Below are 24,956 nucleotides of genomic sequence, written 5' to 3'. Positions count from 1 at the left end.
AAATTTTTAAAGATCGCGTCGCTTAACCGCCAGCAGCACCAGAGCAACTTCCCCTCTAGCACCGCCCGTCTTGCGTTGCTGCGTCAGCAGCAGAGAAACGAGATTATGCAGAACTTCTTGCATCGCGTCAACAGTTTTTTTAGCGTCGCTTGGCTTCTGCTAGCTATCGAACCGTCGACGATGACCTAGCGAAAAACCGCACTCCACAAGGCCCCGCTTCCCTTCGTTCAGTCGCTCTGACTGAACGAGAGGGCGCATTCTAGGCGGCTTCCAGATGCAGTGCAAGCGTTATTTGGAACGACTTCTCCAAAGCACTTCAGCAATGCCGAACGATACAGGGGAGGCACGGCCTCGCCGCAGCGAGCGGTACGGTCATGCCGGTGCGGTATGATCGCGGGCCGATTCCATGGCTACTAAGAAGCATCGCCAATGACCGACCAGAACTATCACGCAATTCTCGAACAGATCTACCGCGACATCGAGCCGTGGCGCGCCGCCGGCCGCGTAGCGGACTATATTCCGGAACTCGCGAAGGTGCCGCCGGAGCGGTTCGGGATGGCGGTCGTCACGCTCGACGGCCAAGTATTCTCGGTCGGCGATGCGAAACAGCGCTTCTCGATCCAGAGCATTTCGAAACTCTTTGCCTGCACACTGGCGTTCCAGCTGCTCGGCGATGCATTGTGGGAGCGCGTCGGCCGAGAACCCTCCGGCACGGCGTTCAACTCGCTCGTGCAACTCGAAAGCGAGCGCGGCAAGCCCCGCAATCCGTTCATCAATGCAGGCGCACTGGTCGTGACCGACGTATTGTGCCGCCGCTTCGTCGGCGCAGAGACGGCCCTCGTTCAATTCATGCGTAGGCTCACGGGCGTCGCCGACCTCGACTACAACCAACGCGTCGCGACATCGGAACTCCAGCACGCCGAGCGCAACCGCGCGATGGCGCATTTCATGGCGAGCTTCGGCAATATGCAAATGCCGGTTGATGCAGTCATCGAGGCATACTGCCGCCAATGCGCCATCGAAATGAATTGCGTCGAACTCGCAACGGCCGCGCTGTTTCTTGCCAACGGCGGCGTGGCGCCCGTATCGAACGAGCGCATTCTGGACGTCAGCTCGGCCAAGCGCCTTTCGGCGTTGATGCTGACCTGCGGCACTTACGATGCCGCGGGGGACTTCGTCTATCGCGTGGGCTTGCCGGCGAAGAGCGGCGTGGGCGGCGGGGTCGTGGCCGTGCTGCCTGGAGAGATGGCCGTGTGCGTCTGGTCGCCGGGACTCGATGCAAACGGCAACTCGCTTGCCGGTACGCTAGCGCTCGAATGGTTGACGACGCATTCCGGGCGGTCGATCTTTTGATACGGCGAGGCGCAGGTTGCCTGCGCCTCGGTTCCTCAGTTCGATCGAGTCGCGCGATGAATGTTGAGTTCGACGCTGTGCAGATCGCTGTCGCGAAGCGTGAGTCGCACAACGCGTTTCGAGACCGTATCGACACATTCCAGATAGGCCTTATCGTTCGGATGTTCGATCGGATCCGTCGCGGTCTCGCACGAGACGTCCAAGCGGTTTCCCGTCGCGTGAATCATGCCGGCCCAATTCGGAAGGCTCTTTTCATCGAAGGCCGCCACCAGCAGTTCGGCCGATTCGACCGAACCCCTGTCTTTCAATGTCTGGCCGTTCGTGTAGACCAGCAGCCCTGAAAACTTCCAACCGCGTCGCCCCGGCAAGAAAGCGTCGGTCTTCACGTCGACGGTGTAGGCGTTGCCGTGCATCGTCGGGGTCAAGGGCGCGTACATCGTGTAAGTCGAACTCACCCCTTCGATATAGCATTTGTCGCATTCCGGGCTTGCGCTCGGCCCTGCTGCTGGCCAGCGCAAACCCGCAATGACGGTGACCGTGCGCTAGTAGCGCGCTTCGTCCAGATCGGCGATCAGCGTCGGGCCTGTCGGTTGCCAGGCCAACCGCGCGCGCGTCTGCGCACTCGATGCGGGGATATCGAGCGCAGCGAACAACGCCAGCCATCCGAAGTACCCCGACGCCTGTTCGCGCGTGATCGACATCACCGGCACTTTCAGGCCGCGCCCCAGCGCCTCGGCAATCTCGCGCGTGCTCACGCCCTCTTCGCCCACCGCGTGATAACGCGCGCCGCGTTCGCCCTTTTCGATTGCCAGGCGGTACAAGCGCACGACATCCGACAGATGCCCCGCAGGCCAGCGGTTATCGCCGTCTTCCACATAGGCGGACACGCCCTTCTCGCGGACGATTTGGATCAGAGGGGTAATGAGACCCTGCCTGAACGGGTTGTGGACTTGCGGCAAGCGCACGACCGACACATTCACGCCCGCCTCCAGCAGTGCCTGGCCAGCGATCTCGGATGCGAGACGCGGGTTCGGATGATCGAGATTGAAAACGTCCTCGGTGGCCGGCTCGCCATTACCGCGGCTGCCGGCTCCCGTACCCGACGTGATCAGGAGCGGGCGATCCGAACCGGCCAGCGCCGATCCCAGCGCGGCGATCGCGCGCGTGTCCTTCTCGCAGTTCGCCACGAAGTTCGAGAAATCGTGGTCGAATGCAAGATGAATGACGGCGTCCGCCTTTTCGGCTCCGGCGCGCAGGCTATCGGGGTCTTCGAGTACGCCGCGGTGTACCTCCGCGCCCGCAGCGGTCAACGCGTGTGCGCCCGCATCCGATCGCGTCATGCCGATGACGCGATGTCCCGCGCCGATTAGTTCAGGCACCAGAGCCGAGCCGATAAACCCCGTTGCCCCCGTTACGAAAATCCGCATAGTCAACTCTCCCATATAGACACCCGCGCACTATGCGATCATTCGATATGCTATTGAAGTAGTGAATTTATCCCGGTAAAACCGCTAACAGGCTAACCTTCGCCATGAACGCTGCCGAAACCCTTGGCGATTTTCTACGCAGCCGCCGCACGCGGCTCGATCCGGCCAGCTTTGGCTTTGCAGGCCGCAGGCGCACGCCCGGCCTGCGCCGAGAAGAAGTGGCTCAGCGCGCGAATATCAGTGCGACGTGGTACACCTGGCTCGAACAAGGCCGGGGCGGCGCGCCTTCGGCCGCGGTGCTCGAGCGCATCTGCGAGGCGCTGATGCTCACCAGCATCGAGCGCGAACATCTTTTCATGCTCGCCCTCGGGCGGCCGCCCGAAGTACGCTATCAGCCGCCCGCCGGCGTGAACCCGCGGTTGCAGCGCGTGCTCGATTCGCTTCGCACCTGCCCCTCCATCATCAAGACGGCGACCTGGGACGTGGTCGCTTGGAATCGCGCCGCAACCGTCGTACTCACCGATTACGGCGCACTGCCCCCGGGCCAGCGAAACATCTTGCGCTTTCTGTTCGGCAACCCATCCGTTCGCTCGAGACAGTTCAATTGGGAAAGCGTCGCGCGGTTCGTTGTCGGCACATTTCGCGCCGACGTCGCTCGTGCAGGGCTGGCGTCCGAAGTGGCCGATCTGGTGGACGAGCTGTGCCGCACCAGCCCCGAGTTCGACCGCATGTGGCGCGAAAACCAGGTGTTCGGCCACGGCGATGGCGAGAACGTCAAGCGATTGCGGCATCCTGAATTCGGGTCCATCGAAATGGAGTACTCGGCGTTCGCCGTCGATGGCCGGCCCGATCTGAGCATGATCGTGTACACGCCGCTCGACGAGCACATTGCCGAGCGTATACGCGGCGCCGTGGCGTCGATCGAAGATGGGACCCCGTATACTCCCTCGCTTTCATTGCCTTTGCCGGGCACCAAGGATTAATTCATGAGTACATTGCCTCCCTGCCCGAAATGCGGTTCCGAGTTCACCTACGAAGACGGGAGCCTCTACGTGTGCCCGGAATGTGCGCACGAATGGTCGGCCGGCGCCACCGCTCCGACCGAAACGGCTGCTAAGGTTTATCGCGATTCGGCGGGAAACGTGTTGGCGGACGGCGATACCGTGACCGTCATCAAGGACCTGAAACTCAAGGGTTCGGGCGGCGTAATCAAGATGGGCACTAAGGTAAAGAACATCCGGCTCGTGGACAGCGACCACGATATCGATTGCAAGATCGACGGCTTCGGCGCAATGAGCCTGAAGTCCGAATTCGTCAAGAAGGTGTGAACGGCTAGCATCGCGGATGACCGGGGCCGCCGGCTCGCTGCTTCTCGCGGCACAGACGGCCCTTCCTACATTCGCCTACTCGGGTTGACCGCGCTCGGCCATCAAGTCATGCAGGCTGCGCGCGGCGGGCTGAAGCGGTTCACGGTGGTCGGTCCAGCCCATCTGGTTCTTCGGCGCAAAGCCGCGCAGGCGCGTCGCGACCCAGCGCAACATTCGATAAGCGCGCGGGTGCGCGAACGCGCCGCTCCAAAAACGCCAGACGAATCGTTCTTCCCGGCTGAATTTCGCGCCTTGCCCGCGCAGCGGATGCGCCACCACCTCATTCGGATCCCGGTTCGCTTCGGTGCGAAGCCTGATCAGCAATTCGGGAATCGGAATACGCACCGGGCACACTTGCGCGCAGGCGCCGCATAAGGTCGATGCGGTCGGAAGGTCGGCGGTTTCTTCGAGGCCGAGCAGGTGGGGCGAAATGATCTTGCCGATCGGGCCCGGATAAGTCGTCCCATACGCATGCCCGCCGATGCGCGTATAAACGGGGCAGTGATTCATGCACGCTCCGCAGCGTATGCATTGCAGCGTCGCGCGCAGCTGTTCGTCGGCATAGGCCTGCGTGCGTCCGTTGTCCAGCAGGACCACATGCATTTCGCGCGGTCCGTCGCGCTCGCCTTCTCGGCGTGGTCCGGTAATCAAGTTGAAATACGTGGTGATCGCCTGCCCGGTTGCCGAGCGCGTCAGCAGACTCGACAGCGGCACGATGTGCGACAGCTTCGCCACCACCTTCTCCATACCCATGATCGCGATGTGCACGTCCGGTACTGTGGTCGAGAGGCGGCCGTTGCCTTCGTTTTCGACGAGCCAGAGCGTGCCCGTATCGGCCGCGGCGAAGTTGACGCCGGATAGGCCGATATCCGCATCGGCAAAGGCGCGCCGCAGTGCACGGCGCCCCGTTTGGATCAGTGCATCGACGTCTTCCGTATAGCGCGCGTCGGGAATGTGCTGCTCGAACAGGCCCGCGATATCGGCCTTCGTCTTATGAATGGCCGGCATCACGATATGCGAGGGCTTCTCGTGCGCAAGCTGCACGATGTACTCGCCCATATCGGATTCGATACAGTCGATGCCGCGCGCTTCGAGGTAATCGTTCAATTCGATTTCCTCGCTCGCCATCGATTTGCCCTTGATCACACGGCGGGCGTCGTGCGAACGCACGATGTCGTGAACGATCGCGGTGGCATCGGCAGCCGTTTCCGCCCAATGGACTTGGACACCATGCGCCGTGAGCGTCCGCTCGAGCTGCTCCAGCAGTTCCGGTAAGCGCGACAGCGCGTGTCGACGAACTGCTTCGCCCAGCTCGCGAAGATGCTGCAATTCCTCCTCGTCTGGGAACTGCGTGCGCCGCTTCGTTTGAAGGAAGTCCATCGCACCGCGAAAACTCGTTCGCAGTTTCGTATCCTCTAGCGCTGCGCGTGCGCGCGCTTTGAAGTCTTGTGTCGGGACGAAGTGCATTGGCCGCGCGTTCATGCCTGTTCTCCATTCGCAAGCGGCTTGGCATCGCCCTCGCCTTCGACGATCGCCACCCATAGTTCGCGCGGACCATGCGCGCCATAGGCCAGCGTTTGTTGAATGTCCGATGTCTTGGACGGTCCCGAGACGAGGACCAGATTCGTCGGCATGTTCGACGCCCATCGTTCGGCACGCATCGCAGCGTGTAAATCCGCGTGGAGCGAATTCGCATAGACCACGGCGACATGGAGCGGCGGAACGAGCGATGCGGTGCGTGGCGACCCCGCATCGGGCACGAGCACTAGCGTGCCGGTAGAAGCGATGCCCGAGCGCGCCACGGTGAAGCCCGCGTCGATCGTCTCGAACAATTCGGACTTCCACGCTTCGATTGTTTGATCGTAGGCGCGCGGTTCGATCGACGATGGCAACGCTCGCCTTAGGGCGGCGCCTTCTTTACTGGATGGATCCACTAACAGACGCTCGACGTTCGCTTGCTCGAGCCGTTGTGCAATCAACGTCGGCCATGCCTGTGCCGTCGTGCGAAAGACTTCGGCGTGAGACGCCGTCAGCGCCGCCTGCATCGCATCGACGAGCGCCGACGTCGTCCGGGCGGCAGCGGGCAACATGTCGCGGCGGCCGTCGTAATGCGAATCGATGCGCTCGTCGATCCGATCGATCTCTTCCGGCGAAACCATTGTGGGAGCCGCGCAACGCAAGCGGGCAAGCATCCGTTCACGTGCGTTCACGCTTCACCCCCATCATCCGAAGTCGTGCGTTGCGTCCGTCGCCACAAGAAGCTCGCCAGGTGTTCGACTTGAATCGGCGCGCCTTGACGCTTTGCTGCATGACCAATGTTCAGCAGACATCCGCAATCCGCCGACACGATCCGCTCGCAGCCTGTTGCACAGGCCGACGCCACCTTGTCGCGCACCATTGCGCCCGATATGTCCGGGTGTTTGAGCGAAAACGTACCGCCGAAGCCGCAACATTCCGATTCGCGTTCGTGCTCCACGCGCGTCACGCCGGGCAGCGCGTCGACGAGTTCGACGCCATGCACGCGCGTGCCCATTTCGCGTCGCGCCGCGCACGATGTGTGCAGCACGACACGCTCGGGCGCGGCGTCGGTGGCATTCGGCCATTCAATGCGCAGCACGCGAAGCAGGAACTCGCTCAACTCGTAGACGCGTTCGCCGAGTTCGCGTGCTCGCTCGGCCATCGCGGGTTCGTCTGCGAACAGGCGCGGCCAATGGTGCCGCATCATGCCTGCGCACGAGCCGGACGGCACGATCACGGGCCAGGGATTCGAGAACAGGTCGAGTTGCGCGCGGGCGACCTTGCGCGCCTGCTCCGGGTTGCCGCTGCTGTAGGCCGGCTGGCCGCAACAGCTTTGCGCCCGAGGAAAGTGCACAACGTGCCCTTCACGTTCGAGCAGCTTCACCGCGTCGAGCCCCGCCTCCGGCACGAACAAATCGACCAGACACGTCGCGAAGAGATACACGTCGCGCGGGGCCGCTGGATATTGCCTTTCCTTCATGTCTCGCTCCAGAATGCGTCCGCGCGAAGCATCCGTCGACTCGATCAGGGCACGGCGCGGTTCGTTTGAATCGTTGGCGCATGATGGACAAACATGCGAGACAATTCAAATTGGTTGGACCAGTGCAGCCGACATCGCTGCACTCAACGCAAGCAACGGAGACAGGGGTATGACCACAGGCACGAGCGGGCGAGGCAGGGTCGAGGCGGTGATGCGGCGCATGGAAACGGCCTTGCTCGACGGCACCTGGCCCGCGGGTACGCGATTACCCGCCGAGCGCGTTTTGGCGGAGCAATATGGGGTATCCCGCAACACGGTGCGCGAGGCCATTCAAAGACTCTCGGCGCGCGGCCTGCTGCAAAGCCGGCGCGGTGCCGGCGTGTTCGCAACGGATCGACTGCGCGCGGGCATCGCCTCGCCATGGGGACAGTTGGTTGCCGATCATCCGGCCCTGCGCGACGACATCCTCGAATTTCGGCGCGTGCTGGAAGGGGCGACAGCGCATTTCGCGGCGCTGCGCGCCAACGCCACGGACATCGCGCGCATCCGTTCGCTGTTGCGAGAACTGGAACAGGCGCGGGCGCGCGACGACAAACAGGGCGAAGCGCGCGCGGACGCGCAGTTGCACGACGCCATCGCACTCGCCTCGCACAATACGATGTTCCTGCATCTGCATACCAGCGTGATCGGCCTGCTGCGCGAGCACATCACGATCAACGGCACCGATTTGCGCTCGGAAGATCGGGAGGCGTCCGATCAGTTGCTGATTCAACACCGGACGCTGTGCGATGCGATCTGCAACGCTCGCCCCGAGGAGGCGCGCACGGCGATGCACACCCATATCGATTTCGTGCGCAATCGCGTGCGGAGCGAGGCCGAGTGAAGGGGGGCGGCGGGCAGGTGGTCGAACCGGCAACCGGCAATCTCCTTTGAAGCTGTGCCGCGCCTCGCGCGCCCTACCAGATCCACCTGCAACGAATTCGTGGACGACCTCGCCGCGCAAAACCCGTAGTATCACCGTCGGAGCAGCACTCGGGATGCCAGCCCCCTTGGATAATCGCTTGGATATCGACCGGAGGTACCCATGAGCCAGATCCACGAGGTTTTTCCGTATTTGCGCGTCAGCAACGCCGTTGCGGCGATCGATTTTTATGCACGAGCCTTTGGCGGCGTCGAGCAGTTCCGTCTGGCCGAACCCAACGGCCGCATCGGCCACGCCGAGGTCAAGATCGGCCCGGCGACGATCATGCTTTCCGACGAGTTCCCCGAGTACGGCATGCTCGGACCGACGGCCGATGGCACGACAAGCGTGCTGCTGCACCTCCATTGCGACGATGTCGACGCGCTGTTCGAACGCGCGATCCAGGCCGGCGCGTCGGCCGTCCGGCCCCTCGCCAATCACTTCTATGGCGAACGCAGCGGCACGGTGCGCGATCCGTTCGGCCATCAATGGATGCTCGGCTCGCCGATCGAAGCGCTGACACCCGAGGAGATGCAGCGCCGCTATACGGCGTTGTTCGACGAGTAAGCAGTCGTACCCGCTTCGCTCGAATCGCGCCGGCCCTGGAATTTGGCGCCAGTTTTTAGCCGCACCGATGCGCGCTTTAACTGGGCGACCCGATCCGCACGAGCTGGCATCGGTATTCCTGCGCGATTAATATCATGGCCTCGCGCATTGGCTTTATCAGCATGGGCGGCACCGTTGCAGCGGCCCGTCTCGCTCGATTGCAGTTGGCCGACGCGCTGTATACCGCGCTAACGCGCCATTCCGGCGCCGCCGCCCCACGCTAACGGCGCGCCTACATTTGGCTCTCGCTGATCGCCACTGCAACGACGCGCCGATAGATCTGCCCGATCAGGCTCGCCCTATCGCCGTCGATGTTCACTTGTCCGCGCAAACGCCGCCATGCCTTCACGCCGCGATCGCGCGGCACGAGCACGGCGCGATACACGGCTGTTTCGGGAACGAGCTTGTTGTCGGCCGTCTTGCGCACCGCTACCCCTCCGCCGTTGACGGATGCGAGTTCCGCCACATCCAGCACGCGCGCGGAACTCGCCTCGACGCCCGACACCACGAGATCGATCGGCGGATCGCCGTTCTCCGGGAAAAATCGCGCGCGCGCACCCGGATGCACACGCGGCAAGTCGGCCTCGCCGACAAATGCTTCGACTGCGGCCGACGATGGGTCGATCAGTACCGCAAGCGGCTCGCGACGCGGCAGCCATTCGCCCTCGCGCATCGGCGGCACATCGGTGACCACACCTGAAAACGGTGCACGCACGGTCAGCAGCGCCTCTTGGGCGGCGACCTGATCGACTGCAGCGATGGCGCCTTGCAGCTCCTGTTCGCCGACGCCGATCATCGCCGCCTCCTCAGGATCGAACGCTTGCCCCTTCATCCGGCTCTGCTCGCCCGCCAGCGTCGCGAGCGCGACCGCCTTATGGTATTCGACGGTCGGCGACCGGAGTTCGAATACCGGCTGGCCGGCGGTTACGGCAACGCCATTGCCCGATTGCCTGACGAGCTGTCCCGGCTCGGCCACATAGAGCGTCGCCTGCTTCGCGGCGCGCATCAGCGCCGGCGCCGAGACTTCGCTGCGCCAAGGAACGACCAGCAGCAAGAACGCGGCGCCGCAGCAAGCGATCGTCACCGTGGCGCGCCGGTTCGGGCGATCGCTTCCCAAGCGCGACTGCCACACGCGCAGCTCGCCGACGATCGGACGCACGAGAAACCAGCCGATCTCGACGCACATCAAGAAGATCCCGAGCGCCTTGAACGCTTTGTGATAGACAACGAGCGCGATACCGAGAAACAGCGAGAACCGATACACCATGCAAGCCAGCGCATAGGCAATCAGGATCCGTTGCTTGTTGCGCGGAAAATGCTCGGGCGGCGGATCGCCGAGCCCGAACAACGTCTCGCGCAGCCACCAGCGCCCGATCGCGAAACCGCGCTCTTGCAAGTTCGGCACCTCGAGCCAATCCGACAAGAGGAAATAGCCGTCGAAACGCATCAACGGGTTGACGTTGATCGCGATCGTCAGCAGCCAAGTGGAACTCGAGAGCAGAAACGCGCCCGTCCGTAGCGCGCCGTCGGGCAGGATCGACCACGCGAGCGACGCGAAAACGGCAAGCGTCGTTTCCGCGACCATGCCCGCCGCGTCGATCGCCAGCCGCTGACGGCGATCGGTCAAACGCCATGCATCCGTCGTGTCCGTCCACAAGACGGGCCACAGCACGAGGAACGCGACGCCCATCGCCGGGACCCGACAGCCCATGCGCTTAGCCACGACACCGTGCCCGATCTCGTGCACGACCTTCGCCGATGCGAGGGCGAGCCCGACCAGTGCGGCGCCTTGCAGGGAAAACAGATGCAGCAGGCTGTGCGTATAGACATCCCATTGACGGCTGATCAGATAGAAACCGAGCGCCGCGAGCAACGCGAGCGCGATCGCGGCCCCGCGGGTGAATACCCACCCTATGCGCGGCACCACAGCCGACAAAACGCGATCGGGGTTCAACAGACGCATCTTGATCGACAAGTAGTTCTTCAAGAGCCAGCGGGCGGGCGACAATCGCTGCGCTGCCAGCTCTGCCGCGAACCGCTCCGTCGAGCGCGCATCGGCAGGCGCGATGAGCCCGGCGCGATAAAGAAAATTCAGCACGTCCGATACGTCTTGCGTCGTTGCGCGTATCGTCGTCTCCGTCGAAATGGAACGCGCCACGGCTTCGGCGTTTCCGAGCGCCCAGCGCGCCAGCACTTCGAATTCGAGCCAACCGATGCGCACGTAGCGATGCCGCGCCGGGTCGTGCAAGGTCCAGGTCGGGCTACCATCGCTGGCCGCCGGCCCAGGCATCAGCTTCAGGTCCTCTCTCAACCCGGGTAAGGCGACAGGCGGGTTCGGGCCCGCGTGGCCCGCGGGTGCGGCCGGGCTCGTGTCCGCGCCCGGTGCGGGACGCACCGTTTCCGCCTCGCATTCGCGCGGCATCTCGGTCAGATCGACAGCCATTCGCGTACCACCGTCAGCGGCCGCCTCAGCAGCCAGAGCACCAGCGAGCGTCGCGGCCCGTAGATCTTCGCGGTCCCCTTCAGTCCGAGCCGCAGCATCGACGCCTGGGCGAGCGAAGCTCGAAACGCGTACGACATCACGCCGTCGGCCGCGGCCGTGCTCGAATAGCTGGCGAAGGTCAGCTTCCCATAGGCCGGCCGATCGGGCTGCAAATTGCTGAAGAAGACAACCTCCGCCCCCGGTGCGAACGAGACGACGGAGCTTGCGGGCACTTCGATCTGCAACTGCGTACGCGCGGGCGAGGCCACGACCATGATCCGTTCGCCAAGCACGACGGGCTTGCCGATCCATTCGCTGCTATCGTCGAAGATCGCGACGCCGTCGACGGGCGATGTAATCTGCGCCCGCTGAAGCATGTCTTCGTCATAGGCCAGTTCCGCCTGATCTTGATCGACCTTGCTCGACAGCATGGCGAGCCGCGCTTTCGCGCGGTCGTCGCTCATCGCCTGCTGCGACGTGTCGGCATACTCTTCGCGCGCCATGTCGAGCGCTTTCTTAGCCACTTCATAACGCGTCTGAAGCTGGGTCTGGTCGAACGAAACGAGCGGCTGCCCCGCCCTCACCACTTGGTTGGGCTCGACACGCAGCGCACCGACGACGCCGTCGAACGGTGCCCGCACGGGCGCGGGATCGACCGGCACGACTTCCGCCGGCGCGAGTACCGATTCGCGCACGGGAAAGAGCGCAATCGCCAACAAGACGGCGGCGGCCACCGCCAGTGCGCGTTTGCGTACGGCCAATTGCGCAACGACACTCGGCTTGCGCACCTGCCGATGCAGCAACAGGCTCTGCGCGAACGTGCCCGCGAGCGCTTCGAGGAGCTGCCGATCGCTATCGGTCCAGGCATCGGCACGGCCGAGCAGCAAGTAGCCGGCAGGCGCCCGATCGCGCCACCCGAGCGGGCACAGCAGGGCCTGGGCAGGAAACCATTCGAGCCACTCGGCGGCGAGCGGCTCGGGCAAATCGGCCGGGACGATGGCGCGCAGCGGATCGGCTTGCGCACCGGCCGTGCCCTCGCCCATTACTGCGGCGAACACGCGTTCGAGCCACAGGTAGTAGGGCCCGCCGCGCTCGGCCGACGCCACGCCGGAAAGCACGAGCCGCTCGCCATCGCTCGGATCGGTTCGCCACAAAGCGGCCTGCTGATACGGCACCACGCCGGCCGTCTCGTTGACGATCAGGAAACCTAACTCCTCTCGCGCCGCCGCGCGAGCGCGCCGTTCGAGCTCGAGCACCGCTCCGAGCCGCAACAGCTGATAGTTGAGCGCACCGGCCGGCGAATTCATTGCCGGGCAGTCAAAGCGATGCCTGCGGGCGGCGTGAAGGTCGCGTGGCCGCTCATGCCCGGCAACAACGCCTCCGACGGATTGTCGATACGCGCGTAGACCTTGACCGAGCGGCTGACCGGATCGACCTTCCCCGAGAGCCGATCGAGCGTCGCCGGATAGGTCTTGCCCGTTTCGTCGATGGCGACCTTGAGCGGGCTACCCGGCTTGAGCCACGACAACCACATCGAAGGCACGATCATCTCGAGTTCAAGACTTTTGTCGCTGAGCACTTCGAGCAGCGGCGCACCCGTTTGCAAGTACTGGTAATTGTGGGCATAGACGGCCGATACCCGGCCGCTGAACGGCGCGGCGACGGCGCAGTTCGCGACGAGCGATTGCGCCGCCTGCAAGTCGGCGGCCGCTTGCTTCTCGTCCGCCGCCGCCACTTCGTACTCGACCTGGCTCGAGGTACCGAGTGCGCGCAGGCGCTGCTTGCTTTCGTTCACGGCTTTTCGGCTTTCGAGCACGGCACGGGCATGCGCGAGCGCCGCTTCCTTTTCGCCGCATTCGAACCGTGCAAGCACCTGCCCCTGCTTGAATCGATCGCCGTCATGCAGTGGAAACTGAGTGAGCCGTCCGGACATCGGCGCGCCCATCGTGGCGAGGGTATCGGCCACGAGCTGCACGCGGATATCGGGCGCCGACGACGCCGAGGGCATGGCCGGCGCATGGGGCTGCGCCGTCGCCGGCAATGGGAACGCCACCTTCGGCGCCGCCACGGCAGGGGAGTTCGGCGGCGTCGATGTCGACGTTGACGATGCCTGCGCCGCAAGCGTCGCTATGGCGCCCGCCCCGGCGATGAGAGCAACCAATGCGGCACGCGCCATGCGCTTGCCGGCCACGGACGGGTCCTGTCGATGCACTTTCATAAGAATTTCCGATCCACCGAAACGTTCCGGCTTAGTCACGAACCGCGCTCATTGCGCAGCGACGATGGTTCCCGAGGCCGCCGCCACCGGTCCCGCGGCGGGTGTCGTCGCCGCGCTCGGTTTGGCTTCGGCCGCCGCGGGCGCGGCGGTGCCGGCCGGTGCGGCGAACGTGGATGCGGCAGGCAACGCCACCGCGACGGTCGGCAATTGTCCCGCTTCCCAACCGGCGATCGCCATCTTCACGCGCTCGCTGAGCTTGTCGAGGTCGTCCGTATCGGCGGTCGGCGGCACGAGATCGACGCCAACCGATGTGTACAGGTTAGTGAGCGCCGTATGCACCTGCGCGATCGTGCGGTCGTAGCTGAACTCCGCGACCATCGAAGCAAGGTCGCGGCGAACGCGGTCCGCCTCCGACTCTTCTTGCGCCTTCGCTTCGTTCGCCGAGGCAACTCGAATCTGTTGCTCCACATCGTTGATCTGCTTGGCGATATCGAGGTCTTCCACCGCCGCCAGATATTCCTGATAGCTGAGGTTGACTTGAGTCAGAACGGCAACGCTCAGTGCTAGCCGGCGCTGGCGCGATACCTCCACGGACGCCTTCGCGGCCGAGATCGCCTTCGGTCCCTCGATCAGATTGACGAGGTTGAACGTAGCGTTCACACCGAGCTGCGCCCAGTTCGGGTTATACAGATACCGGTTGCTGTCGTAGTTGAGACTGCCGAGCACGCCCACGCCCGGCATCATCTTGACGATCTCCTTGTAGACGTCCTGCTGATCGATCTTTTCCTGATAGGCTTCTTCGCGCAGTTCGGGCCGCATCGCCAGCCCGAGTGCTTCCAGCTTGCGCGGATCGACCTTGGCGGCCGCCGTCGCATAGTCGAGGTCCATCGGCGCGAAATCGATGGGCACGTCGGTGGGGACATCGATCAGCGAGGCGAGCTGAACGCGCGCCGTGTTCAGATCGGTCTGCATGCGGCGCAACTGACCGACTACCGACAGCATGTTCTGTTGATAATCGAGACCTTGCAATTGCGGCACGAGCTTTTGGCGGCTTGCCTCGCGCGAGTTCTCGAGCATCTTGTCGGCCTCGGCCAGCAGCGGCTTCAAGCGCGGCAGCAGGCGATCGGCGGCTACCGCCTTCCAATACGCTTCCTGCGTGCTCTTCACGATGTCGTCGATGACTTTGCGGCGACGCTCGACGGCGGCATAGGTACGGTAGCCCTGTTGCTTCGCCTGAAAATAGCTCACGCCGAGATCGAGCAGATTCCACGACAGTTCGAGCGAAGCCGTCGCGTGCGACGGCTGCTCCGAAAACGAGTACTCGAGCGACTGCTGCCTTGTGAGTTCCGACACGCTTTCGGCCGCGTTGTCGTTGTTGCGCCACGTGTAGCCCGCATTGGCCGCGAGACGCGGCAGCATTTGCGCGATGGCCAGATCGAGTTGCCGATCCTGCAGCGTCTCCTGCGTCTTCGCAAGCCGAGCGTTGTAGTTGTATTTCAACGCACGCGAGATCGCATCGGACAACGTCAAGGGTCGCGTGAGCGGGACGTAGGTCGAGTAGAGCGTCTTGTAGTCGTCCTGCGCGCGCTGGAAGTGCTCCGCTTGCGTGATCGGTTCGGGCTTGATCGCGCAGGCCGACAGCACCGCGGCCGACAGCAGTGTCAAGCCGGTCAGCCGTACGCTCAGTGCCGATCGTGCGCATCGATTTTGACGGTCCCCGTTTTCCCCTTGTACGGTGCGCGCTGAACACACCGCCCCCTGCAACCGCGCGTCGCGGCGGCTAAAGAATTTGCTTTTCATTCTGGCGTTCGCTTGTTGGTGTTGTCGATTAGCTCGTGGTCTTCGAACCTTGCATCACGGCCGCTCCAACGACGGAGTGCACCATGCGGCGGGCCTGCAAAATCTTTCCGATCGGTCCTGCTTCGCGCAACTGCGCCGAAAACGCCGGCCGTCCCGCATGGGCAGCATGCGATGGCGCTGCCGCAGCCGTATGCCGCGCATCGTCCTTTCCGTGCCGCGGGCCGCCATCATGCGCGGGCCGTGCGGGCCGCGCGTGATGCGAATCGAGCGCGGCCGCATGCATATGCGCGAGCATTTGGTCGAGATCCTTCGATTCGCGGCCAACGGTGATTTGGAACGTCGCCTGCGCCTGGTTGCCGAACTGATCGCGCGCGACAATCTCGATCTCCAGCGTCCCGTGCGAACCGATCGGCGGCGTGCCTGTGAACGTCAGGTTGCGTGGATCGAACAGCAGCCAACCCGGCAGCGGCGCCCCTCCCGGCAGGTGCGCGTCATATTGCAGTTCTGCATTCGGATAGGTGTCGTTGAACAGATTCGACGGCACGGCAATCACCGACTGCTGCTGCTCGATGATGAAGCGGCTCCCTACCGACCCCGTGAGTTCCACCTGCGGAATGATCGGTTCGCTGTAAAGGTTCGTTCGATAGCCGCGGCCTTCGGCGGGCGGCACCGCCCCGTCGTCGGGGAAATGCTGTTCCGGCGGGGCGAACGGATTGCTCGGGTCCACCCGCTGGCCCCACTTGTTGTAGTCGTTGGGCGCGTCGAAGTCCGGGATCGGTCGGCCCGGATCCGAATGGACGATATGGTTGGTCGGCTTGATCTGAGCCGTCAGCGCGAGCGTCGCCGCGCTGTATGGCGAGGTGCCGCCGACCGCGCCCAGGTCGACCCCGGTGGCATCCGTCACCGGCTTCGGGCCCGAGCTGTCGATGAGCCGGACCGCCAGGGCGCCCGGCGTGCCGCTGAACGTACCGGACGGCAGGAAGCGCAGGCTGTCGGTCGCGGCCAGTACCAGCGCGTTGTGATCGCCCAAGCCATCGGCCGGGATGTTCGTCCACGTCTTGCCGCCGTCGCTCGAGTACTGCCATGCCCCCTGGCTCGCACGGGCCGAGTCGCCCACGATCGCAATGCCCGCGAACGTATTTGCCGTCGATCCGGTCGGATTCGCCGAGGTACGCTGTTGGTCCGCGCTGTCGTCGAAGTCGCCGCCGAACAGCGTCGTCACCGTGGCACCCGAAGGATTGCGGTCGCTCTGATTGACAGTGCCGAGGGTGGCCGATCCGCTGGCGATCGGCGCGTCGTTGACCGGCGCGATGTCGATGCCGAGCGCGACCGTCTGCGCGCTGACGGACGTGCTCCCGCCGTTGTGCGAGCCGGAAACGTCGACGCTCGCAAGAGCCATGTCGCCCGCGGCCAGTTGGGCGCCCGTCACCGCATTCGTCACGGCCGTATTCGACGAATCGATGAGGCGCGTCGTCAGTTGCCCCGGCGCGCCGTTGAAGTCCGCCGTCGGCACGAAGCGCAACTGCGCCGACGAAGACAGCACGAGCGCGTTGGAGTCGGACAGCCCATTGCTAGCGACCGTGTGCCACGTCGCGCCGTTGTCGGTCGAATACTGCCAAGCGCCTTGGCTAGGATCGGCGGCGTTGCCCGTGATCGCGATGCCGGCCAGCGTATTGGCCACGGAGCCCGTCGAGTTCGTCACGCTCTGCTGCTGATCGGCACTATCGTCGAAATGCGCGCCGAACAGCGAACTCACCGTTTGCGGCGCGGGTGCGGTCGTATCCTCGGGGATCGTCGGCATCGTCACGCTGCCCGACGCAATCGGCGCATCGTTGACGGCCACGACTTGCAGCGGGATCGTCTCCTGCGCCGACGAATAGGCCGATGCGGCCGTATTCATGCCCTGCCCGAACGTTCCGGTGCTCGGCAATGCCGAAATCGTTCCGTTCGCGACACCGTCGAACTGATCCCACGCGCGGAACGTCAACGCATTGCTGACTGTCCCGTTCCAATCGGCCTTGGCGGGCTCGAAGTAAATACGTGTGTTGCCGTCGCCGACGAGATGCAGTGCGTTGCTCTGCGAGATCGCTGCGACGCCCTGGCCCGTGAACTCGGTCCAATGCGCGCCGTTGTCGGTCGAGTACCACCACGTGCCTTCGGTCGTATCGGCACCCGTGATCGCGATGCCGGTCGAGCCCGGCGTTTGGCCGTCGTGCGCGTTCGCGCCGTCCGTATCGGTCACATTGCCGTTGCCCGTCAGTTGCGAGACGAGCATCCCGACCTGCCCTGCCGGCGCGCCGTTGTCTTCGATCGAAGTCGCCGTCACCGGCAAGCTGTTCAGCACCGGCGAGTCGTTGGTGGCCACCACGTCGAGCGTCGACACGGCTGCAGTCGTTGTCGCATGCGTGACGTCGTCCGTGACCGAGATCGTCACGTTGCGCGTCGTCGTGCTCGGCGTGTCGCTGTTGTCGTAGTAGCTGATCGCGCGCAGCGCGCTCTGCACGGTCGCGGCCGAGAGATTCGTACCCGTCAGCGTCATCGTGCCGGTGGCGGAATCGAAGTTGGCCGTCACGCCCGCGGGCAGCGTGCCGGTCACAACGAGCACGTCCTCGCCCGGCCGATAGTGGCCGCTGATTTGCACCGTTGCGCCGGAGAACGTATCGGCGCTCGTCACCGTGACGGTCGGATCGACGGCGACGGCCGCCCCCGAAGCCGGCGCATCGTTCGGCTCCGTGAAAGTGGCCGACGACGAGCCCGCGCCCGGCACTTCGTTCACGGTGACGATCACGGGCGAGCTGGTCATATTGCCGCCCGTACCTTGCGCGTTCGCGACGTTGTGGTCGTCGAGCGTTGCGCCGATTCGAATGCCGGTGCTGACGGTGCTCGTGTCCGTGCTCGAGTAAGCCAAATTGTCGAGCACCTCGCCAACCGTCGTCGCCGTGGCGCCCGCGCCAAACGTGATCGAGAGCTTGCCCGCAGCCTCGGTGTACGTGCCGACTGCCGAGCCGTTGTAGGTAACGGTGCCGCCGGCGAGCGCGAGCGGTCCGACGGCGGCGAACACGTCGCTCGCGTTCGGCGCCGGCGTGCTGCCGTTGTACCGCTGCAGCGTCAGCGTCGTGCTGCTGTAGTCGCCGCCCAGCGCGTCGATCTGCGTGTCCGTGATCGATGCCCCGGGTCCCGACAGGCGTATCGGGGCGCCGCCTTCGACGTACGAAGCCGAATTGCCGCCCCACCCGGCGATCGAAGGTGTCGTATCGGGTGCCTGGTAGGAGAAATTGACGTTCGCGTGCGCGTCGCCGTTCGCGGTGAACGATGCCGATGCGGGGCTGCCCGTCACGGCATTGCCGTCGTTGTAGGCGAGCGTCTCATTGGCCGGCAGCCCGCTGCTGCCCGCGCCGGGCAGCGAGATAACGACCGTGCCTTGCGGCAGCGCCCCGAACGTGTACGTGCCGTCGGCCGCCGTCGTCGTCGTTTCGGTGACGACCGTCCCGTCCCCTTCGGTGACCTTGGCCGTGACGGTGATGCCGCCGAGCCCGGTGTCGGCCGAGCCGCCCGTGGTTGCATACGTCGTCGGGTCGTTGCCGACGTCCTGCCACACGCGGCCCGACGCCGTGCCGAGCTGCGTCGTCGCCGTCGCGCGGTACGAATCCGGCGCGCCGACCGACGAATCGAAATCGCGGGCACCCGTGGTCGAGCCGACCGCACCGCCCGTCGAGCCGTTGAATGTCTGCTGCCCCGACAAGCTCTGCCAAACGACGGAGGCCGTATCGTTCTGCACCGTCTGCCCGGGCGCGACCTGAACCGTGTAAGTGATGACCTCCGTGCCGCCCGCACCCAACTGCCCGATCGCATAGTTGAGATCGCTCGCCGTCGTGCCGGCTCGCCCGGCACCACCAACCCCCGCGCCGGTCGCGCTCACGAACGTGACGTTGCTCTCGTTCGTCGCGGCCGGATCGTCGAGCACGACGTTGTACGCCGTCGAACCGCCCGTGTTCTTCACCGTCACTTGATAGGTGACGGTACCCGTCGAATTGTCGACTGCCGTCGCCGTCTTCGTGACCGTGACGTTCGGCTCTTCCACCGACACGTTGACGGTGTTCGACGTCGCGCTGCCGACCGCCAACGTTGCGGCCATCGCACTAGCGCCTTGCGCGTTGGCCGCGACGTTGCTCACCACGGCATTGAACTCGACGATGACGTAGTTGCCGATCGGCGAGCCATCGTTGTTGCTCAGTGTCGAGAGATCGATGCTGACGTTGCCGCCGGTGGTCGTGACGACGTTGGACGGCAACTGCGTCGTGGGCTTGAACGTGGCGACGTCGCCCGCCGTCGTCGTGCCGGTGGCCGGATTCACGTAGTTGGCACCGCTCGAATTGCCGTCCTGGAACTGCGCGACACCCGATAGCGTGCCGTCGCTCGATGTCAGGTCGCCGTTCGGGCTGACGAAGGCGATCTTCGCGCTGCCGTCGTTCAAGTATTGGAGCCCCGGCGGCAGAGTGAAGTCCAGTGTCGTCGGATTGGCGCCTTCCGGAACCTGCACGTAGCCGTGAAACGTCACGATCTCGCCGACCGTTGCCGCGACCGAGGTTTGCGTGTTCGTCTGCGACGGCGTGTGAACCGTGTCGGTGTTGTTCGACTCGCCCGTGATCGACAGCACGGGGGTGATCTGCGCGATCTTGACGGTCGTGCTCGCGTTGTCCGTGTACTTGTGTCCTTGCGCCGTGCCCGGCAGCGAGTAATACGTGCCCGAGGTCCCGTCGTTCGGCGTGCTGACGGTGATCGACGAGCCGGCCGCTTGGTTCGGGGCCACTGTCGCCTTGAACGTGAAGGTGGCCGTCTGGCCAACCCCGAGCGACGTGAGGCCGACTGCCAACCCCGACGTATCCGAGGTCGTCTCACCCGTTCCGCCGCTCTGATAAGTCAAAGTGCCCGGCACGTAATTGAGGCCCGACGGCAAGTTGATGAGATCGGCCAAGTCCTGGGCCGGCGCATCGCCGTTGTTCTTCAACGTGACCGTGTAGGTCAGGTTCTCGTTGCTGTACACGATGCCGTTGTTGCCGATCGTCGCGCCGCTGTTCGTGTCCTTGACCGTGATCGTCTCGGCGACGTTCGGATCGACCTCGTGGATCGTCGCCGTGGAAGCGGGCGACGTTTGCGTCGAATCGTAGTTGACGGCGGCGCTGTTCGTGCGGGCCGTGCCGTCGGCCGGCACATCGGTCGACGTGACCGTCGCGGTATAGACGATCGTAATCGTGCCGTTCGCATCGACTTGATTGTTCGTGAGCGAACTGCCGAGATCGAACGTGATCGTACTGCCCGAGACGGCGCTCGTCACGGCGGCAGGGCCTCCGGGCGAGCTGACGCCACTGCCGAAGGTGACCGAGTTCAGGCTGCCGAACGTCATCCCGGCCGGCAGCGAATCGGTGAGCGTGACATCGCTAGTGCCGTTTGCCGTCGTCCCTTGCGGCAGCGTGACCGTGATCGAATACGTGACCGTTTCGCCGAGCGTCACATTATTGGCGCCCGTGAGCGGGATGTCGCCGGTATCGCTTGCACCAACGACTGTCTTCGTGACCGTCGGCGCCGACAGATTCACGATGGCGGTATCGGACAGCGCCGCCGCGTTCTCGCCGATCGGCTGAGCGGACGCGCCCGAGCCCGACACGAAGCCGTTGCCGCTCGCGACGCCGCCAGCTACGCTCGCCCAATTGACGACGTTTCCAGCGAACGTGAGCGTATCGCCCGTTTCCTGCGCGGTCGGCAACTTCAAGTCATAGACGACGTAGACGTTGTCGTGCGCGGCGATCGACGAGGCGAGCTGCACCCCACCCGCGGCAAAGTACTGCGCCGCAGTGACACTGGTGTCGATCTGCTGGCCCGAGGCGTTGTAGATCGCGAAGTTCTGCACGTCGCTCGTCGAGAATCCCGACGGCAGCGTGCCGGCAATCGTGACGTCGTATGCCGCCGATCCCCCTTGGTTCTCCACCGTCGAAACAACGCGCGCGAGATCGCCGCCGTCGCCGCCCTTCACGTTGAGATTGTCGGCAGTCAAGGGGTCGCCGTTGCCCGTGAACGGATCGGCGCCCGCGGCCGTGCCCGCCGGCGCGAATGGGCTGCTGCCACCGCCGCTCGGCGTGAGGTTCGTCTGCGACGTCCAAGTCACGCTCGATGCATTCGACGAATCGGCCGAGTACGTGCCCTTCGTGGCACCGCCGTCGCCGACGATCGAGACGATGCCCGTCTTCGTCGCCAGCTCCGGCTCTTGCAGCGGCACCTGTTTGATCGCCGCGGCCGCGAGCGTTTGCCCTTCCGCGTTCGTGTAGGTACTGCCGCCCTGTGTGGTCAGCTGCAGGCCGTTCGCGAACGGCTTGTTCGACACCACGGCGCTGAAATAGACGATGACGGTCTGATTCGGCGCGTTCGTCGGATCGTCGCGGTCGCCGAAGTTGAACGAGAGGCTGTTGGCCGTGCCGTTCGTCGTTACCGTCGGCGTGTTCTCGCCCGAGAGCGGGTTGACGAGCTTATAGGTGCCGGCCGTCGGGAATGCGTCGGTGCTGTCCTGGGAATACGTCGAGACGTTGCCGCCGTTCGAGAGCGGGTCCGTTGTCGAAAACACGGGCAGCGGCAAGTAAGCGGTCAGATCGAGGTTGCCGTAGTCACCCGTATTCAACTTATAGGTCATCGCGTAGGTGACCGTATCGCCCGGCTTGATATCCGTGAGGTCCGCAGTTTGGCCGTTGACGGCGACCACCTGCAGCACGAGTTGACCAGGCGCCACTTCGTTCGTCACCGACGAATCGTCGGTGACGGTTCCGTTCGTTCCCGTAATCGTCTGCGTACCGTTGTCGACCGTCACCACCGCCGCACTCGTGCCCTGAGTCGTGACGATATCGGCGATCGAATCCTTTTCGCGCACGCTGTTGCCGCTGTTCGCGTTCGTGTACTTGTCGAGCACCTTGGCCTTGAACGTGATCGTCCCTTGCGTGGGCCCACCGCTGCCGTTCACCGCGCCGCCTTGCAGTACGCCCGCGAACGCGGCACCGCCCAGGTTCGCTTCGACGAGTTGGCCCACATCGAAGGTCAACGCAGTGGCCCCCGGGTTCGACGTCGAGCCCGTGTCGTCGCGCGAATAGCTCCAGTTCGAGCCGTTCGAGCCGCTTTCGGCCACGCTCTGGCCGTTGATCGTTTTTTCGACGTTGTTCGATGCGTCGCCGAACGAATACGTGTGCGTGGCGCCCGCTGTCGTCAGCGATAGGGCCGGCGTGGCATAGCCGGTATCGGACTGCCTGAGCAGCGTGATGCCGTCCCCGATCAAATCGGCGATATTGAGTTGGTTGAGCGCGTAGTAGTCGGAAACCTGGAAGTTGATCGAATAGCCGAGCACCTGGCCCGGCACGATGTTGCCGCCCGGCGCGTCATCGGTCACTTGGATGGCGAGCGATTTCGCGACGAACGAGGTCGATTCGGAATTCGTGGAGCTATCGCCCGAGATCGTCTGCGCCCCCGCCGAGTGATCGAGCGATCCGGTGACCGCCGTCCACGAGCCCGTGTAGTTGTAGATTGCGGTCGTATCGATGGTGCGCGGCTGGCCTGCCGCACCGAGCACCGATGCGCCCGACGCATCGAACTGCGGCACGAAGACGGGAATGTTGATGACAGTCGGCGTATTCGACGCATCGGTGCCGAGCGAGGTGAATGTGACAGTCACGGTACCGCCCGCGCCGCCGACACTGCCCGCTTTAGGGTTGAACGTGGCCGTGCCGTGCACGCCGCCGGGCTCGGTGAACGAAATCGTGCCGCCCGTGTATTTGACTTGATCGGGCAGCGTGAACGTGAACGTCACGTTTTGCATCGGATCCGCTTGCGTGACGGACGCCGGCTGGAGCGTGATCACATAGTCGAACGGGAAATCGGGACCCGTCGCGGTTTCGCCTTCGTGCAGATTCGTCGTAGCGGAAACGTCGATCAGCGAGACCTGCGTGGATGCCGTCACCAGGCCGTCGCTCGCATTGGTCACGCTCGCGGTGCCCGTCGTTCCGCGGATCGACGGATCCGTGGTTGGATTGTTAAGCGGGTCGGCGCCGTACTGGAAGCCGCCGATCGCCGAAATGTTCAGCGCTTGCCCGCCGTGCATGCTCGAAAGCTCGGTCGTGTTCGCCACCGAGAACGACAACTGGATCTGGGCGGCGGGCTCCCCGGGCGTATAGCTGCCGAACGGCAGTTGCAGGACGTACATCGAATCGCCCGCCTGGTACCCGGCCGGTGCGGCGACGAACAGCGGATTGCCACTGCTGTCGAGCGCGAGCGGATGCAGCGCACCGAGCGTGCCGGCATGCCCCGGAATAGTCGTCGAGAGCGTGACCTTGTCGACGGTGACGGCGGTGCCGAGATACGTGGCGCTCGTGAGCGTGACGTTTTCGGCGGAATCGCTCGGCACGTACAGATCGATGAACGGCCCGTACCCGGCGGCGTTCGAAGCCGTGTTTTGGAACTGGACCGTTTCGGTGAACGTGCCACCGAGCAAAACGTCGTGCGGCACCGTGCCCGAGACGAACGTGACGCTCGGAACAGGCGTATCCAGCACGCCATGATAGGCATCGACGGCGGACTCGCTGAACGGCGAACCGACGACGAGCGTGCCCGTCGTGCGCTCCAGCGTCCAATTGCCGCCGAGCGATTCGGCGCCCGTTGCGTCGGTGGACGCGCCGACTTGCGCCCCTGTCAGCGCATGAACCGTATCGACGAATTGCTGCCCGCTGGCGCCCTGCCCGACATCGCAGCCCCAGAACTCGATATCGGCGTTCGACGCGAGATGATCGCTCCACGACGCGACCTGTTGCTTGGCTGCGGCGAGCGCATCGGCCGTGACGGGCGCGTTGCCCAACTCGATTTGCCCCGCCGATCCATAAGTCAAAAATTGGATCGACTTAAGGTCCGATCGGCCTTGCAGCGCCTCCGTCACCTGACTGATGCCGTCGCGGCTCGGATCGATGACGACCACTTGGACGTTCTTGTCGACGCTGGCCGCGAGCGTTTGCCAATTGGCGACACGCGGATCGACGAAGAGAATTTCCGTCGCCTTCGGGTTCGGTGCCAATGCGGGCACCTCGGGATTGGCGTGCGAGGCGTCGGCTTGCGATTGCGGGCCCGGCTGCGACCCGCTCGAATGGGTGGCGTCGCCCGGACCGTGATGCGCTGCGGCATCGTGCGTGTCGTGGGCAGAGGAGCCTGGTGCATCGGCCGCGTGATCGTGCCGTTGCTCGACTGCGGAGTGGGTTGTTTTTGCCGCAACAGCCGCCACGCTGCCATCGAACAGATGGCGAGGCTCAAGAACCAGTCTCATCGCACTTTCCCCGTTATATGCGCACGCAATCTATGTGTTTTGTACGAGTCTTACAATACGGCGACCCAGAAGTTTTCGATATTTAACAATTGTCCACATATTGGGACACTTGGTGGCCGGTTGATCGACCTGGGAACCCCAGATGCGCCTGCGTTGAGGCAACGATTGGGGGTACTGGCGCCGAAGCCGCTAGCGCGCGTGATGCTAGCGCGCCACCTCTTGAAGTGGCCAAATAGTATTACAACAAATGTGATTGTGTGTTTAAAACTTGTGACAGCCGCGCATGCACCATCTGCCGGGCAGTGGCGGCTCGGTCGAACGAGGACCGCTGCCGCGCGATCGCCGTCGCGGCGCTGCTCGTCAGCTGTCACGCCTGGGCCGGACGGAAAGCCGTCCTGACC

General features: G+C 64.3%; 17 protein-coding genes. 7 read left to right on the top strand and 10 right to left on the bottom strand.

Features of this window, described 5'->3' with window-relative positions:
* On the top strand, positions 1-189 hold a 189-nt coding region (locus tag ACTHN9_RS14360; protein ID WP_440537430.1), incomplete at its 5' end, for a hypothetical protein.
* A gap of 240 nt (positions 190-429) precedes the next feature.
* Positions 430-1,353 (top strand): glutaminase, encoded by a 924-nt coding sequence (locus ACTHN9_RS14355; RefSeq protein WP_440537429.1) that lies wholly within the window; start codon positions 430-432, stop codon positions 1,351-1,353.
* Between the two features lie 35 nt (positions 1,354-1,388).
* Here the strand turns inward: ACTHN9_RS14355 and ACTHN9_RS14350 are convergent, their stop codons facing one another.
* Positions 1,389-1,790 carry a hypothetical protein gene (locus tag ACTHN9_RS14350; protein ID WP_440537428.1) on the bottom strand — a complete coding sequence of 134 codons (402 nt, stop codon included), beginning with the start codon at positions 1,788-1,790 and terminating at the stop codon, positions 1,389-1,391.
* Between the two features lie 105 nt (positions 1,791-1,895).
* On the bottom strand, positions 1,896-2,780 hold the full coding sequence (locus ACTHN9_RS14345) for an SDR family oxidoreductase (protein ID WP_440537427.1): 885 nt from the start codon (positions 2,778-2,780) through the stop codon (positions 1,896-1,898).
* A gap of 104 nt (positions 2,781-2,884) precedes the next feature.
* Between ACTHN9_RS14345 and ACTHN9_RS14340 the strand changes: the two genes are divergently transcribed.
* Complete coding sequence (locus ACTHN9_RS14340) at positions 2,885-3,763, top strand: helix-turn-helix transcriptional regulator (protein WP_440537426.1); 879 nt, start codon at positions 2,885-2,887, stop codon at positions 3,761-3,763.
* A gap of 3 nt (positions 3,764-3,766) precedes the next feature.
* Positions 3,767-4,108, top strand: coding sequence for a zinc ribbon domain-containing protein YjdM (locus ACTHN9_RS14335; protein ID WP_440537425.1), 342 nt, complete (start codon positions 3,767-3,769; stop codon positions 4,106-4,108).
* 75 nt (positions 4,109-4,183) lie between these two features.
* Here the strand turns inward: ACTHN9_RS14335 and ACTHN9_RS14330 are convergent, their stop codons facing one another.
* From ACTHN9_RS14330 to ACTHN9_RS14320, 3 genes are read right to left on the bottom strand one after another with little or no spacing between them, the layout of a single operon-like run.
* Positions 4,184-5,629 (bottom strand): LutB/LldF family L-lactate oxidation iron-sulfur protein, encoded by a 1,446-nt coding sequence (locus ACTHN9_RS14330; RefSeq protein WP_440537424.1) that lies wholly within the window; start codon positions 5,627-5,629, stop codon positions 4,184-4,186.
* Complete coding sequence (locus tag ACTHN9_RS14325) at positions 5,626-6,357, bottom strand: LutC/YkgG family protein (RefSeq protein ID WP_440537423.1); 732 nt, start codon at positions 6,355-6,357, stop codon at positions 5,626-5,628. The genes ACTHN9_RS14330 and ACTHN9_RS14325 overlap by 4 nt, the downstream gene beginning before the upstream one ends.
* On the bottom strand, positions 6,354-7,145 hold the full coding sequence (locus ACTHN9_RS14320; protein WP_440537422.1) for a (Fe-S)-binding protein: 792 nt from the start codon (positions 7,143-7,145) through the stop codon (positions 6,354-6,356). Before ACTHN9_RS14320 ends, ACTHN9_RS14325 begins: the two co-directional genes overlap by 4 nt.
* Before the next feature lie 169 nt (positions 7,146-7,314).
* Here ACTHN9_RS14320 and ACTHN9_RS14315 point away from each other — a divergent pair, with 169 nt between their 5' ends.
* From ACTHN9_RS14315 to ACTHN9_RS14305, 3 genes are all read left to right on the top strand, one after another.
* On the top strand, positions 7,315-8,028 hold the full coding sequence (locus ACTHN9_RS14315) for a FadR/GntR family transcriptional regulator (RefSeq protein WP_440537421.1): 714 nt from the start codon (positions 7,315-7,317) through the stop codon (positions 8,026-8,028).
* Positions 8,029-8,229: 201 nt separating this feature from the next.
* Positions 8,230-8,673 (top strand): VOC family protein, encoded by a 444-nt coding sequence (locus tag ACTHN9_RS14310; protein WP_440537420.1) that lies wholly within the window; start codon positions 8,230-8,232, stop codon positions 8,671-8,673.
* 134 nt (positions 8,674-8,807) lie between these two features.
* On the top strand, positions 8,808-8,936 hold the full coding sequence (locus tag ACTHN9_RS14305) for a hypothetical protein (protein WP_440537419.1): 129 nt from the start codon (positions 8,808-8,810) through the stop codon (positions 8,934-8,936).
* 8 nt (positions 8,937-8,944) lie between these two features.
* On the opposite strand, the gene ACTHN9_RS14300 is transcribed toward ACTHN9_RS14305, so the two are convergent.
* The 5 genes from ACTHN9_RS14300 to ACTHN9_RS14280 all read right to left on the bottom strand — a co-directional run bounded on the left by ACTHN9_RS14300 (position 8,945) and on the right by ACTHN9_RS14280 (position 24,555).
* The gene (locus tag ACTHN9_RS14300; protein ID WP_440537418.1) at positions 8,945-11,155 is read right to left on the bottom strand and encodes an HlyD family efflux transporter periplasmic adaptor subunit; all 2,211 of its coding nucleotides are present in this window, start codon (positions 11,153-11,155) and stop codon (positions 8,945-8,947) included.
* Positions 11,140-12,501: an efflux RND transporter periplasmic adaptor subunit gene (locus ACTHN9_RS14295; RefSeq protein ID WP_440537417.1), complete on the bottom strand. Its 1,362-nt coding sequence runs from the start codon at positions 12,499-12,501 to the stop codon at positions 11,140-11,142. Before ACTHN9_RS14295 ends, ACTHN9_RS14300 begins: the two co-directional genes overlap by 16 nt.
* The gene (locus tag ACTHN9_RS14290; protein ID WP_440537416.1) at positions 12,498-13,412 is read right to left on the bottom strand and encodes an efflux RND transporter periplasmic adaptor subunit; all 915 of its coding nucleotides are present in this window, start codon (positions 13,410-13,412) and stop codon (positions 12,498-12,500) included. Before ACTHN9_RS14290 ends, ACTHN9_RS14295 begins: the two co-directional genes overlap by 4 nt.
* 48 nt (positions 13,413-13,460) lie before the next feature.
* Positions 13,461-15,077, bottom strand: coding sequence for a TolC family protein (locus ACTHN9_RS14285; protein ID WP_440537415.1), 1,617 nt, complete (start codon positions 15,075-15,077; stop codon positions 13,461-13,463).
* Positions 15,078-15,240: 163 nt separating this feature from the next.
* On the bottom strand, positions 15,241-24,555 hold the full coding sequence (locus tag ACTHN9_RS14280; protein ID WP_440537414.1) for a DUF4347 domain-containing protein: 9,315 nt from the start codon (positions 24,553-24,555) through the stop codon (positions 15,241-15,243).
* Positions 24,556-24,956 lie beyond the last annotated feature (401 nt).

It is taken from the genome of Trinickia sp. (genome assembly GCF_051953405.1).
Lineage (GTDB): Bacteria > Pseudomonadota > Gammaproteobacteria > Burkholderiales > Burkholderiaceae > Trinickia.
The sequence above is the reverse complement of the archived record's forward strand: the minus strand, read 5'-3'. Positions and strand labels throughout refer to the sequence as shown.

Excerpts from the sequence above, each read along its gene's own strand:
- ACTHN9_RS14355 (WP_440537429.1), top strand. The coding sequence starts at position 430 with ATGACCGACCAGAACTATCACGCAATTCTCGAACAGATCTACCGCGAC.
- ACTHN9_RS14350 (WP_440537428.1), bottom strand. The coding sequence starts at position 1,790 with ATGTACGCGCCCTTGACCCCGACGATGCACGGCAACGCCTACACCGTC.
- ACTHN9_RS14345 (WP_440537427.1), bottom strand. The coding sequence starts at position 2,780 with ATGCGGATTTTCGTAACGGGGGCAACGGGGTTTATCGGCTCGGCTCTG.
- ACTHN9_RS14340 (WP_440537426.1), top strand. The coding sequence starts at position 2,885 with ATGAACGCTGCCGAAACCCTTGGCGATTTTCTACGCAGCCGCCGCACG.
- ACTHN9_RS14335 (WP_440537425.1), top strand. The coding sequence starts at position 3,767 with ATGAGTACATTGCCTCCCTGCCCGAAATGCGGTTCCGAGTTCACCTAC.
- ACTHN9_RS14330 (WP_440537424.1), bottom strand. The coding sequence starts at position 5,629 with ATGAACGCGCGGCCAATGCACTTCGTCCCGACACAAGACTTCAAAGCG.
- ACTHN9_RS14320 (WP_440537422.1), bottom strand. The coding sequence starts at position 7,145 with ATGAAGGAAAGGCAATATCCAGCGGCCCCGCGCGACGTGTATCTCTTC.
- ACTHN9_RS14315 (WP_440537421.1), top strand. The coding sequence starts at position 7,315 with ATGACCACAGGCACGAGCGGGCGAGGCAGGGTCGAGGCGGTGATGCGG.
- ACTHN9_RS14310 (WP_440537420.1), top strand. The coding sequence starts at position 8,230 with ATGAGCCAGATCCACGAGGTTTTTCCGTATTTGCGCGTCAGCAACGCC.
- ACTHN9_RS14305 (WP_440537419.1), top strand. The coding sequence starts at position 8,808 with ATGGCCTCGCGCATTGGCTTTATCAGCATGGGCGGCACCGTTGCAGCG.
- ACTHN9_RS14300 (WP_440537418.1), bottom strand. The coding sequence starts at position 11,155 with ATGGCTGTCGATCTGACCGAGATGCCGCGCGAATGCGAGGCGGAAACG.
- ACTHN9_RS14295 (WP_440537417.1), bottom strand. The coding sequence starts at position 12,501 with ATGAATTCGCCGGCCGGTGCGCTCAACTATCAGCTGTTGCGGCTCGGA.
- ACTHN9_RS14290 (WP_440537416.1), bottom strand. The coding sequence starts at position 13,412 with ATGAAAGTGCATCGACAGGACCCGTCCGTGGCCGGCAAGCGCATGGCG.
- ACTHN9_RS14280 (WP_440537414.1), bottom strand. The coding sequence starts at position 24,555 with ATGAGACTGGTTCTTGAGCCTCGCCATCTGTTCGATGGCAGCGTGGCG.